The 13,406-nt window shown below is 38.7% G+C and carries 9 protein-coding genes; 7 read left to right on the top strand and 2 right to left on the bottom strand.

The window, feature by feature from the left end:
• The first annotated feature begins 71 nt into the window (after positions 1–71).
• The 7 genes from H6G76_RS01215 (at position 72) to H6G76_RS01185 (ending at position 9,510) form a co-directional block, all read left to right on the top strand.
• Complete coding sequence (locus H6G76_RS01215) at positions 72–1,160, top strand: acyltransferase family protein (RefSeq protein ID WP_190694428.1); 1,089 nt, start codon at positions 72–74, stop codon at positions 1,158–1,160.
• Between the two features lie 54 nt (positions 1,161–1,214).
• Positions 1,215–2,909 carry an FAD-dependent oxidoreductase gene (locus H6G76_RS01210; RefSeq protein WP_190694426.1) on the top strand — a complete coding sequence of 565 codons (1,695 nt, stop codon included), beginning with the start codon at positions 1,215–1,217 and terminating at the stop codon, positions 2,907–2,909.
• Positions 2,910–3,330: 421 nt separating this feature from the next.
• Positions 3,331–4,110 (top strand): glycosyltransferase family A protein, encoded by a 780-nt coding sequence (locus H6G76_RS01205; protein ID WP_190694424.1) that lies wholly within the window; start codon positions 3,331–3,333, stop codon positions 4,108–4,110.
• Positions 4,100–5,314, top strand: a complete 1,215-nt coding sequence (locus tag H6G76_RS01200; RefSeq protein WP_190694422.1) for a glycosyltransferase — start codon at positions 4,100–4,102, stop codon at positions 5,312–5,314. Before H6G76_RS01205 ends, H6G76_RS01200 begins: the two co-directional genes overlap by 11 nt.
• 14 nt (positions 5,315–5,328) lie before the next feature.
• A complete protein-coding gene (locus H6G76_RS01195) occupies positions 5,329–6,453 on the top strand; it encodes a glycosyltransferase family 1 protein (protein ID WP_190694420.1) in 1,125 nt (374 codons plus the stop codon).
• A 77-nt stretch (positions 6,454–6,530) separates the two neighbouring features.
• Positions 6,531–7,766 carry a glycosyltransferase family 4 protein gene (locus tag H6G76_RS01190; RefSeq protein WP_190694419.1) on the top strand — a complete coding sequence of 412 codons (1,236 nt, stop codon included), beginning with the start codon at positions 6,531–6,533 and terminating at the stop codon, positions 7,764–7,766.
• A gap of 391 nt (positions 7,767–8,157) precedes the next feature.
• The gene (locus H6G76_RS01185) at positions 8,158–9,510 is read left to right on the top strand and encodes a hypothetical protein (protein WP_190694417.1); all 1,353 of its coding nucleotides are present in this window, start codon (positions 8,158–8,160) and stop codon (positions 9,508–9,510) included.
• A 218-nt stretch (positions 9,511–9,728) separates the two neighbouring features.
• On the opposite strand, the gene H6G76_RS01180 is transcribed toward H6G76_RS01185, so the two are convergent.
• Together H6G76_RS01180 and H6G76_RS01175 are read right to left on the bottom strand one after the other, a co-directional pair.
• Complete coding sequence (locus H6G76_RS01180; protein ID WP_190694415.1) at positions 9,729–10,865, bottom strand: acyltransferase; 1,137 nt, start codon at positions 10,863–10,865, stop codon at positions 9,729–9,731.
• A 296-nt stretch (positions 10,866–11,161) separates the two neighbouring features.
• Positions 11,162–13,345, bottom strand: coding sequence for a polysaccharide biosynthesis tyrosine autokinase (locus H6G76_RS01175; protein WP_190694413.1), 2,184 nt, complete (start codon positions 13,343–13,345; stop codon positions 11,162–11,164).
• Positions 13,346–13,406 lie beyond the last annotated feature (61 nt).

Here is a 13,406-nt window from a genome sequence, read left to right as displayed (position 1 = left end):
AATAGTGACTCTCAGCGTTCAAGTTCACTCAAGCTTGACTTTGGCAATTGTTTCTTAAAGGCTTTCAAGTAATGAACCCTCTCAAACAATCGGTTCGTCTTTATTCACTCGATACCTTTCGTGGGTTCACAATTGCAGCCATGCTGCTTGTCAACACAGCTAGTCTTTCGCCATCAATTCATCCCTGGCTAGCGCATTCTTATTGGAATGGCTGTACTTTAGCAGATTTGGTGTTTCCCTTCTTTTTATTTATCACTGGGGTAGCGATGGCCTTTTCTCTATCCAAATATAGTCAGGGAAATAGACCCACAAGGGCGTTATATTGGCGATTACTGCGCCGCAGTATTGTTTTATTTGCTCTCGGTCTGATTGTCAATGGCTTTTGGACATATGAGTGGGGTACATTTCAAATTAGTGGTGTCTTACAGCGCATTAGTTTAGCTTATCTGTCTACTGCCCTCATCGTTCTTAATCTACCTCGCAAAGCTCAGTGGGTAATTACTATCCTACTATTAATTATCTACTGGTTAGCCTATATAGCCTTTCCTATCCCTGAACCTATCTCTGGGACAGCAGATTTGGCTCGATCTGAGGTTGGAACGTTCGGTATCATGAGTTGGTTCGGAATGCTGACTACGATCGCCATCGTTCTCATGGGATATTTTACTGGGGCATGGTTGCAAACCGAAACTGTGGACAAAAAACTCTACACTTCTAGCCAGAGTATGACGTTGGTTCTATTTGGTTGCAGCAGCATTGTTTTGGGACAGTTATGGAGTCTTTGGCTGCCAATCAACAAAAAGTTGTGGACTGGTTCATATGTGCTTTTTACCGTCGGACTAGCATTACTGTTGTTATCAATCTGTTACGAAGTGATTGAAGTCAGAAGAAAACGGCGTTGGAGCTACCCAGTTCATGTATTGGGCTTAAACTCCATTTTTGTGTTTGTTGCTTCAGAGTTAGTGATTAAGCTTTTGGAAGGAACTCATATTGGTACTGAAAGTAATGCACCATCTAGCTACAAATGGCTCGATGAGCATATGTTTTTGAGTTTGTCTGGAACTGAACTTGCTGGATTTCTATTTGCCTTTGTTACCCTTTTACTTTGGTGGCTAGTTGCTTACTGGTTGTACCAGAAGCGTTGGTTAATTAGAGTTTAATTGATTTTACAATTTCCTGATATCTTGTTGCCCATATTAATTAATACAATAAAAATGCTTATTGATGCTGAAACTCTTCAAAATGAAACTGTCTTTAGCTCAGACATTGCAGTGGTTGGTGCAGGCCCAGCAGGTATTGTTTTGTCACTAGAGTTAGCTAAGTCAGGATACGATGTTGCGTTGATAGAAAGTGGTCGCCTGCAATTCTCTGAAACCATTCAAAACTTAGGCGAAGCCAGCTATTTCGATCCACAATTCCATGCACCAATGTCAGAGTGTACTCGTCGGCAAGTAGGCGGAACCTCCAACATCTGGGGTGGACGTTGTGTGCCTTACGATCCTATAGATTTCGACCAACGAGAATATATTCCTCACTCCTCCTGGCCAGTTACTTACGAAGAACTGACAACCTACTTTCAAAAAGCCTGTGACTACTTTTTTTGTGGCAAGTCAGAATTCGATATAAATAATATTTCTAGTATTGAGCAGAAATCGATTGTTCCAGGATTGCCCGATGAACACGTTTTGACTTCAACTTTAGAACGATGGTCTTTACCTACTAACTTTGGTAAAGAATACCTGAGTGAGTTAATGGGTTCAGAACGGATCAAACTGATTTACGGTTTAACGTGTACCGAAATTGAAACTAATGATCAGGGAACACAGGTTGAGTTATTTCAAGGAAAAACTTTGAATGGCAAGACTATAAGCATAAAATGCCAAAAATATGTGTTGGCAGGAGGTGCTTTGAACACTACAAGGCTCCTTTTGGCTTCTGATCGAAAACATCCTGGTGGTATCGGCAACCATAGTGGGCTTTTAGGCCGCTTTTACATGGGACATTTGTCAGGCGATATTGCAGTTGTGAATTTCACAACTCCACCCAAAGATACTGTTTTCGGATTTGATCGAGATCAAGACAAGATCTATTTACGACGACGGTTCTCGTTCACGCGAGAATTCCTGCACGAAAAAGAAATGTTAAATATTGTTGGCTGGTTAGGCTCTCCTAAATTTGGTGATCCATCTCACCAAAATGGAATTTTATCTTCTGCCTATGTAGCACTTAACTTTCCTATATTAAAAAATTATTTGACATCAACAGCAATCAGGAATGCAGCGATTGGGAAAACAGAAGATCAGGGAATGTATTGGTCTCATGTTATGAACATCGTGAAGGATTTGCACTCAACTCTGACTTTTATCCCCAGCTTTGCATATGGGCGATTTATTGCCCGCAGAAAGATACCAGCACTATTTGTATATAGTGCTGCTAATCAATATCCTCTACATTACCATAGTGAGCAAGTGCCTAATCAAAACAGTACAGTTCGTTTATCTGATGAGTGTGATGAATTAGGTATGCGACGGTTGGATATTAACCTGCGGTACGTCGAACAAGATATTGACAATGTGTTAAAGGCTCATCAGTATTGGGATCAACATTTAAGGAAGCACGACTGTGGCTATTTAGAATACCTGAGTGCAGATCCTGAAGCAAGCGTATGGGAACAAGCCAGAGATGGATTTCACCAAGTTGGAACTACTCGGATGTCAGAGCATCCAGCAGATGGTGTGGTAGATGTAAATTGCAAAATTCATGGGATTGATAACCTGTTTGTTGCTAGCAGTTCTATTTTCGTAACTTCAGGGCAAGCAAATACCACATTCATGATTGTGGTATTTGCTTTAAGATTAGCTGAACATTTCAAGAAGGTGCTTGCGAAAGATACTTGTATGTTTTATTAGCTGCTTCAGAAAAGGCACCATTTATATGGAGCAAAAATTAGCGTTACAGTCTTACGAGCAGCTAAACGTATAGGAGTAAAGTGGTAAATCTATTGCCTCTGAACCTTATCCGACAATATAAAGGATATTGAGGACTTTCTAAGTAAAAACTTAATGGCCAATAAAATCTAACTAACAGGTACTTTGTGAAGGTTTTTAGAGACAACACAACATATAGGATTCATATTTGATTTCTGAAAAAAACTCAGTATACTTTTATTCCTTCTTTCCTGTTCCCTATTGCCTATTGCCTCTCTACACAAGTATGTTCAGTAATCACATCGGATTCCTATAGTTGCCAAGGGAGTACTGACTTTGTTATTCTTGGCATTTTAATTTTATTTAACCATATTGAAAAATTGTTACGGATACATTCAGATATATGCTTTGCGAAACAAAGTGTGATAATCAACAGGATGTGGCCGCCATAGTTACTGCGATGACCGATCGCGAACAACCGTTTCTCAGGGCTACTATGGAGGCTGTACTTTCAGATTCTGGCATTGGTCAAGTTGTTCTTTGCATTGAAGAAAACAATACTTGGATTAATGCGGTGCTTAGATCTCTCCTGACAGAGCCGCGATTAGAAATAATTCGGATTCCATTAGCTCCTCTGGGAGCAGTACGTAATCAAGCTTTAAAGTACGTACGGTTGCCTTGGGTAGCATACTGTGACGGCGATGATATTTGGTGTAGTGGCAAAACACTATCCCAGCTTAATTATGCAAAAGCAAGGGGATGTGACTTTGTTGGATCTGACCACTACCTCATGAATGAAAATGGGAAAATATGTGCATTTGCAACTGCTTCCTATATTCCGATGCCTTCATCGTGGATGGTAAAAACCGAAACTATGAGACAACATCCATTCGATGAATCACCTTTTTCCCTTCACCAAGATGAGAGTGGTGAGTGGTGGCTTCGCACGGCTGGTATTGTCCAAAAAGCAAGATGCCCGAAAATGTTGTTACAATACCGTATTCGCTCAGGTAGTTTGAGCGCACAAACGTCATCAATGAGACGAAAGAAGCAAATTGTAAATTTGGCAAATATATCAGGACTGAGGGCAATAATTCTATTGTTTACGTGGTGCATTTGGCAGGTTACTAGGCAAAATAACTATCTTTGGTGTAAAGACTGGGGACAGCAAAATGAACACTAGTAATGATTTGACGACTCAAAACCAAAGAGTATCTCATGGCTCTGGTCTACGGGTTCTATTTGTTAGCCATGCCTACGTAGTTGGAGTGAATCAGGGAAAGCTTAACGCGATCGCACAAAATGATGATATAACGGTCGGACTACTTGTACCAAATAACTGGAAAGCGATGGAATGGAATCGGTTGATTCCAGTAGAACATCCCTACTCGAATATTCAAATATATTCCTTACCTGCTTTATTTAGTGGTCGAGGGGGTGCATATTGTTATAATCCTTGGTCACTCTTTAAAGTATTGAATGATTTTCAACCTGACATTGTGCAAGTAGAAGAAGAAGTATTTTCCTTATTAGCCTTTGAGGTTGCTCTTTGGGTTCGATTATGGCAAAAGCCTATGATTGTGTTCGGTTGGGAGAACATGGAACGTTGCTTACCTGTATTGCGTCGATGGGTGCGTGACTTTGTTATGGCAACTACTCAATTATTCATTGCTGGCAATAGCGATGGTGCTAAGGTGATGAGCCAATGGGATTACCAAGGATTAATCGAGGTAATGCCCCAGATAGGAGTAGATACTCAGTTATTTACACCCCAATTAGTTAAGCCAGACAATAATGGTAAGTTTAGAATCGGCTTTCTAGGTCGTCTAGCCACTGGCAAGGGTGTTGATCTTCTTCTCTCATCACTATATAAATTACGATGCCGTGGCTTGGAGTGTCAGGTAATTCTATGTGGTTCTGGCCCCTGTGAAGCTAGTCTCAAGCAACAGGCAGAAGATTTACAAGTTTCTGAATGGATTATATGGCGTGGAGGAGTACGCCATGAACAGGCTCCCCAAGAAATTGCTAATTTCGATGTCTTAGTTCTACCTTCACGTAGTACACCTGAATGGAAGGAACAGTTTGGCCATGTTCTGATTGAAGCAATGGCAATGGGTATACCTGTAATTGGCTCGTCGTCAGGGGAAATTCCAAATGTGATTGGACGACCTGATCTGGTTTTCCCCGAAAACGATGTTGATGCGCTGACGGCGATTTTAGAAAAAATGATGCGTGAACCAGAGTGGTGGCAAGAAGCAGGACAATACTGTTTCGATAGAACTCACGAGCATTATAGCCACACGCGGATTGCAGAACGCTTGATTAACCTATGGAAGCATTTATCTGTAAAGAACCATAACATATGTGAGCTTTCGGGAAGTAGTTGAGTGAGTTTTTTTCTATGAAAGTTATGATTGTCCGTCGGGTTCGGGGCGCTACGCCCAGCATGGATATCTATGCTGACAATTTGGTAGCTGGTCTGAGATCTGTACGTCCTGAATGGACGATCACGGAACTTGAACCTAAACCCTGGAATAGCCCTGATAAACTATGGTTAAAAGGCCCAGGATTTCGTAAATACTACGAATGTTTTTGGCGTTATCCTCGTGAAGTCAGTCAACATCAGGCTGACATTTTCCATATTATAGATGGCACTGATGGTCATATTGCCCGTTGGCTTAGAAATTCAGGTAAATTGACTGTTGTTACTTGCCATGATCTGGTGCAATTTGTTTATCCAGATAGCTTGATTGGTGAATCTCGGTTTCCCGCTTTTAGCTTGGCTGTTTGGCAGCAGTCAGTTCGAGGAATGTGTCAGGCAAACCATATAATTTCTGTTTCATCCAATACTGCCAAAGATGTTCAAAAATTCCTGCCTATTACACCTGAAAATATCAGTGTAGTGCTTAATGGCATTGATCCTCAATTTCGTATTCTACCTAAGGATTCATCTGCCAACTTCCGCCAAAAATATGCTGTTTCTCCTGAAACACTCTGCTTATTAAATGTAGGCGCAACCAGCCCACGCAAAAATATTTTGACAGTTCTTAAGGTTTTAGCGACTTTAAGCATGAAAGGGATTTCTGCCAGTTTATGGAAGGTAGGAGGTGAATTCAAAGATGAACATAAAGACTTTATTGAAAAACATAACTTGCAACAAAAAATAATTCATTTTATTAAACCTGATAAAGATACTTTAGAACAGATTTATAATGCAGCTGATATGTTACTTGCGCCTTCATTATATGAAGGGTTTGGGCTGACTATTTTAGAAGCAATGGCTTGTGGGTTGCCTGTTGTGACCTCGAATACCTCTTCTTTGCCAGAGGTTGCTGGGGATGCTGCCTGTTTAGTAAACCCCACAGATGTTGAAGAGATAGTTATGAAGGTCTGCCAGATAAAGCAAAACGCTGACCATCGGAGTCAGTTAATTGAAAAAGGACTAGAACGAGTAAAACAGTTTAGCTGGAAAAATACGAGTGAGCAAGTCGCAAAGGTTTATGAGGAGCTTGTCTCAAATAAATAATTTTAATTTATGCAAGAAATTATATAACTTCTGATATTTGGGCAAACAGGTATCTATCATTTGGAGATATTAGACCCATGAAAGTTTTACTATCTACTTACTCTTGTGAACCAGGCAAAGGCTCTGAGCGCGGGGTTGGATGGAATGTGGCCTGTGAAGTTGCCAAACATCATAAAGTTTGGGTGCTCACTCGCCCTGATGAGAGCCGGGAGGCAATCGAAGCAGAACTTGCGAAAAACCCAATTTCCAACCTCCATTTTGTCTATTTTACTTTACCTTTCTGGAAAGACAGTTTGCGTTGGGGGCAGTCAGGCGCAATGCAAATTCACTACTATCTGTGGCAGATACAAGCTTATTTTGTGGCAAAACAACTCCACCGGGAAATTGGTTTTGACATTGCTCACCACGTCACTTTTGTCAAGTATTCTAGCCCTAGCTTTTTGACGTTACTTCCCATTCCCTTTATTTGGGGAGCAGTGGGGGGCGGAGAAACAACCCCTCCTGCTTTCTGGAAAGACTTCAGTTTAAAAAACCGGATCTATGAAACCCTGCGTTTACTAGCCCGTGGAATCGGTGAGGTTGATCCGTTTACCCGTATGACGGCGAGACGTAGCACGATCGCTTTTGCCGCAACTGAAGATACTGCCCTACGAGTTCAGGCTATGGGCGCACCCCATGTCAAAATTTCGTCAGCGATCGCTTTATCCCAACAAGAGATTGATCAACTGGCGCATTGTCCAACACCAAGCACATCTCCTGTTAGATTTATTAGTATTGCCCGTCTATTGCATTGGAAAGGTTTTCATCTGGGGTTGCGGGCGTTTGCACAAGCCAATTTACAAGATGCTGAATACTGGGTCGTAGGCGATGGGTCTGAGGCTCAAAGGTTGGCATCACTGGCAAAAGAGCTAAATATTGCTCACCAAGTCAAGTTTTGGGGATTATTGGAACGGGATCAGGTGTTATCTAAATTAGGACAATCGTCGGTTCTGGTACATCCTAGTCTCCACGACTCCGGCGCAGGGGTTTGTTTGGAGGCAATGGCAGCAGGCAGACCAATTATTTGTCTAGACTTGGGTGGCCCTGCCCAGCAGGTAACAGAGGAAACAGGTTTTAAGATTCCAGCACACTCTCCAGAGCAAGCGATCGCTACAATGGCACAAGCGATGGTGCAACTCGCACAGAATCAAGACCTGCGAGTACAGATGGGCAAGGCTGGACAGCAACGGGTTCAGCAATACTATAGCTGGGCAGCAAAAGGAGAAGAATTATCTTATATCTACCAAAGCATTACTAACAAAACTGCTCATTAATTAAGAGAGTGGATATGATGAAGGTTGTCAGGCACTTGCCAAGAATAAAATGCCGTCGAGGCGCGCCCTTCAGGGCGAAAGCACTAAAGTCTAGTCGTTTATCCAAAGTATTATTGATTTTTAATATGAAGTTTACAAAACCAGATTTGCTATGTGGGTTTGGCTAAGATTGAAAAATTTAGCCTATTAAATAGTTTAGATATTTGTAAAATTAAGAGTAAGTTACTGTCTCAGTATCAAATTCAGCAAATAGAACATCCAGACTGTCATATGTCTTTACTATGATTTCAATTACTGCTGGGCGGAGCGATGCTCCGCCCAAATTTTTTGGAATTTGCCTAAGTCATATCTTCTTGATCTGCAATTTCCCAACCGATCTAGTCTCTACTTTATGAACTTGCAAGCAATATCTATTGGCGAAAATACAAAAACAAGGCGGATTAGCAATACAACCTTAATTATCTTGGCCTTCTCTAGCGTTTTCTACTCGCGCATTGCCGCCACAACAATTCGTTTTTCTTTGCTCAATTTGCTGCACTTTGCCATTATTCCTTTGGTATGTGCCATTGCCTTAAGCACAACCCGTACCAGGAACCCAAAACAAATTTCTCTCTGTCTATCCTTGTTAACGGGTTTATTGGTACTGTTTGGAGTAACTATTGCTAGCGCGTTTTGGAATCATGCTGGTTTGATCAATGCGATCGTAAGTTTCATGATGCTTGGCGAACCTTTCATGTTTCTGCTGGCAATGAGTTGTATTTCCATATCTACTGAATCATTCAAGAGAATTAAAAATTTTCTTTATTGGTCTGCGCTGATTAACTTCTTACTAGCTGTTGTGCAGAAGCCTCTGATTGATTCAGGTCGTCTTTTTGCAGGAGGACTGAATGGAACGGATGGATGCGGTGGAGTATTTTTTGTATCGGGAGCAGGTAATTATGTTTCAGCCACAATATCGCTGATGATTACAATCTTTCTGTTTACTACAGAGAAGAAGGCACCTTTGCCGATGCGTATTTTTGCAGCAGTTGCAGCACTTTGGCATATTTTATTCTCTGATTCTAAGCAACTTGTTCTTACCTACGGAGTTGCCTGGGTGCTTCTAATCCTAGTAAATTCAAAAGATATTGGTAAAACCTTAAAACTGGTAATTGGTTTAACAACTATTGTGTTTACAGGTATGTGGTGTGTAGAAAACCTACCTGCATTTAAATCGTATACTGCTTGGGCAAGACCTGAGCTATATGGCTCAGATGGTTTAGCTTGGTACGCCAAATTGTACTCATTTCATTTAATTTTAGATAATTATCAGTCGCCTTTAAATTGGTTATTTGGGCTTGGGCCTGGGCATACCGTCAGCCGTCTAGGAGCATGGTTTCTTAGAGATTATGCATCTCTTCTAGGCCCTCTGGGATCTACTTCTACTTCTATTGGGCAGCAATCTATGGATTTTGTAGCTGGATTCTGGTTAACAAGTGGTTCTAGCTTATTCAGTCCCATCTTTGGATGGGTAGGAATCTGGGGAGATTTAGGATTACTGGGATTAGCGGCATATATATATCTTGGTTATTTAGTTTGGCAAAATTTCTGTTTGGACGACGGTCTAAAAACTACTTTGCTGAGTGTATTTGTTATAGGTTGGATTTTTACACAGATGGAAGAGCCTGGTTACATGATTTCAACTGCTCTTATTTTAGGGATACCCTGGCAAGAACGACATCTAAAAGAGAGAAATATCAGATAAATTTTATCCACCTGTACAAAACTTAGTGCGTAAAGGCTCAAAATTTAAATCTGGGAAGTATGCCAGATCCAATTCAGAGGCGAAGGTTAAGATTTGATTAGTAAATAGGACGCAGACACAAACATCTTTAGTAAGTGGATGTAATTAAATGTAGGACTTTCTTTTGCAAAGTCCTACATTTAGATTTACCGAGCTTTAAGAATAAAAAATGTTGAGCTTTATTCTCCAAATAAATATAGAGAAATTCTCTTTTCTCGCTTAATAAGCGAAACTAATGCCCAGCTGATAAAGAAGGTAGGAATACAGAATGCTAGCATGGAAGGGATTGACACTTGTACCAAGGATGTGGGAAGCAACTTATGTACAAATGGCTTGACTAGATTCATCACAATAGGATGAATGAGGTAAATTCCAAAAGAACAGGCTCCCACATTCTCAATAAACTTGTTATCTTTTAGATACTTAGAAATTGATATTCCTGTTAGCAAAAATAAATAAGCAAGGAGAATACTACTAAATGAGGGAATGTAATTTCTAAACACATCGATAATTAAAAATAACCCTAAAAATATAATCGATGTAAATGCATTAAATAGATTTAGCCTATCTGCTTTATTCAACCATCGATTTAGTATCATCGATAGAATTACATAAGGTAAACACCAGATCAGCCAGGAAATTTGTACAAGAATCAAACGAATTAGATTGTTTTGATTAGCATCAGGTGCAATTAGTTCAACAAGGCTTACAAATGCCACATTTGGGCCTAGTTTGAAATTATTACCATAAATAGCTAATATTTGACCAATAAATATACTTGAAACAGCTAGTATTATTAATCCTTTGATGCCGATTTTGCGTTTTTCCAGATAGTGGGCCAGCAAAATTAGGAAGGTACCAGTAAATAATAAGGGTAAGAAATAAAGTTGATAGGAGGCACCTCCAAAGAATACAAGAGATAAAGGATCTTGAAATAGCGACTGGATTCTAGCAGACTCGTGAGTGAGTGTAAAAAAGGCAGAGCGAATTATTAAGTAGAGAATGCTCCAGATTAAATAAGGAATTAGTATGCGCTCAATCTTGGACTTCCAGAAACTCCAAGATGTACTATCACTCGCTTTACGAGTGGAAAATAAAAAAGAACCTGCCAGAAAAAAAGGAACTGCGAAATAGAAGAGTGATCTGAATAAAAAAGCAGATGGCTCAACAGAACCCCATGTTTCATCTCCTGAATGCACTTGAACAACTGCGTAGGCTGCAATGCCACGACATAAATCGATTCCTAATAATCTTTGCTTTCGTTTAGAAGATGGTTGCGATCGCTTTATTTCACTCTGTTTCTGTGGCAATGACATACTTGTAAATTCTTCTACTTACTTTGTATACAATAAATTTTGCACCAAATTCTTAATACTGAATTATAAATGTTTTACAAATATTTATAATTTTTTAATAAATTAAATAACAAAGAAGGATGTTTAGCCTTTTAGAGTATAAGTGTCAGATATTAACACCCAACTAGCAGCGAAAAAACGCTGCTAGCAAAGTATTAAACCAAAACATTTGTTGTTTGGATAAAATTCTAGTTACATAAGTGTTATGAAATGCGTGAATTGAGAGGTATTTCTTAACATTGAACTTTAATGATGGTTCACGGTGAAGAGGAAGTTAACTTATTAATCACTACACCCAAAATAGGTATTTTAGACATCATAACCTGAGAAGCTGCTTCTTCCAGTTTTGAAGCTTTTAATTTTCCTAAACCAGTTACCAAAACTACTCCATCAGTATTATTAGCTAATAAACTTACATCAACATAATCAATAATCGAAGCAACATCATAGATAACAACATCAAAGCTATATTCTAATTCTTCCATCAACTCTCGCATTTTTGAGGAAGCTAATAGTTTACTAGTATCAAGATCACTACCTGAGTTGATAGATGATAGAATAAATAAATTTTCCTCTACAAATGATTGTTGAATAACGCTTTTGACATTTAAAGTATCTGATAATAAAATATCGCTTAAACCTTTGGTTGGATTTAATGACATATAACTAGTTAAATTCTTTGGATTACGCAGATCCGCATCAACGATTAAAACCCTCGATCCTAGTGTAGCTATTGCTTTAGCTAAATTAATTGCCACAGTAGATTTTCCTTCGCCAGATACCGCAGATGTGATAATCAAAGAACGAATATTTTTATTTTCTTTAAATAAACCTAAGTTAGAGCCTAAAGAAACATAAGCTTCGATAGACGGAGATAGCAGATTCTTGAAAGCATGGTTTCTGTTATGATTTATATTTTTGGACTGTTCTGCTTCTGAAGTTGATTGCTTAATTAAATTATTCGGCTTATATAAATAAAACTTTTTCCTGTAAGAGCGAATAAAGGGAATAATACCTAAAATTGGTTGAGTAATAATTTTTTGAATTTGATTAGGATTGTAAACTAGATTTTTATATTGCTCAAATAGCAATGCTGTACCTATCCCAATTAATAAACCTAAAAACGCACCCAACACCACATAGTTGGCGACACTAGCAGCATCAGTTGTAGGGTCTCCAGGCAGCGTAAGTAATTTCCAAGGAGCTTCTCTTTGGGCAGATTCCAATCGGAGAACTTCTCTTTTCACTAAAAGTTCATTCAGTGGTTGTGCTGTGATTTTCATTCGTCGATCAATACTTTCATATTCCCTTGTGACCTCTAACCATTCTTGGAGAGTGCGTTGCATTTCCGCTATTTCTTTACTATTATCTTGTATCTGTTTTTGCTCTAATTTAATCTGATTATCAATTTTTTGTTGAATAGTAGGGATTTCTAAATCTATTAAAGCAACTATAGCTCGTCTTTGTTCTTGTAAAGTTTGCAACTCAATACTTTGCTCTGTATAAACAGCTGATTTTCTAGCAATTTCACTATCTATTTTTTGTAAATCTTCCAAGAGTGCATTGTATCTGGAAGTACCAAATAGCGTGGTTGTAGTTGATGCAGTAGACTTATCACTGAGTTCTTTTTTAGCAAGAGTAGCTAATCTTTGAGTTTTCTCTAATTGTGATTTGTATTCTACTTGCTTAACAAGTAAACTATCTATCCTTTCAGATATTTGAGAGCCTTGAACTTGAGGATCAATAAAATTGTATTTTTTTCTTAATTGTTGTAATTGCTGATTAAGTATATTAACTTGAGTCTGTATTCTTGGAATTTGCTCTTCTAAAAATTCTAATCCTCGATTCAGTCCAGATTGCCTTCTTTTCAAACTATATTTCAAATAAGCTTTTGCTAATGCTTGTGAAACATCTTTAACTTGGTTGCTTTCCCCATGTTGATAAGAAACTTCTAAAACGTTTTTTTCTGTGTTGGTTTTTAAGCCGAGTGTGTTAACAATTGAATCATAATTAATATTTGGATGTTTAGATTTCAAATCTAGAACAACAGGCATAATTATCTCAGGACTTTTTAAGTTTTTTAGTTGTACTTCATCTAACCCAACTGCTGTAATTTCTTGTGTGGTTGATCCTGATTGTGAATCAGGAGAAGTAACTTTTGTTTCAATAGTGACTGGTTCGGAAAATATTTCAAAACTAGTTTTATAGGTAGGGGCGCGGTTTACCGCACTAAAAAAAGCTAAAGAAGACATAACAATAGTTGTTCCGGCGACTATATGAATCTGTCGGATAATCTTATCTTTAACATCAATTAAATTTAATCCGCCTTCTCCAGTTTCGTAATATTGATAATTTTGATTTATTTGCTCTAGTTGGCGATATTTATTTATTTCCATATGTTTGCTTTCAAAAAATATTTCAGAGGTTGTTTGAAAAATCAAAATGAGTCAAGAATTATGCAAACCTCAAGGGCAAGCACACTAAAATCTATAACAAGTTGCA

Source organism: Nostoc sp. FACHB-152 (assembly GCF_014697475.1).
GTDB lineage: Bacteria > Cyanobacteriota > Cyanobacteriia > Cyanobacteriales > Nostocaceae > Nostoc_B.
Note: the sequence above shows the minus strand (reverse complement) of the source record. Positions and strands in the feature narration are given on the sequence as shown.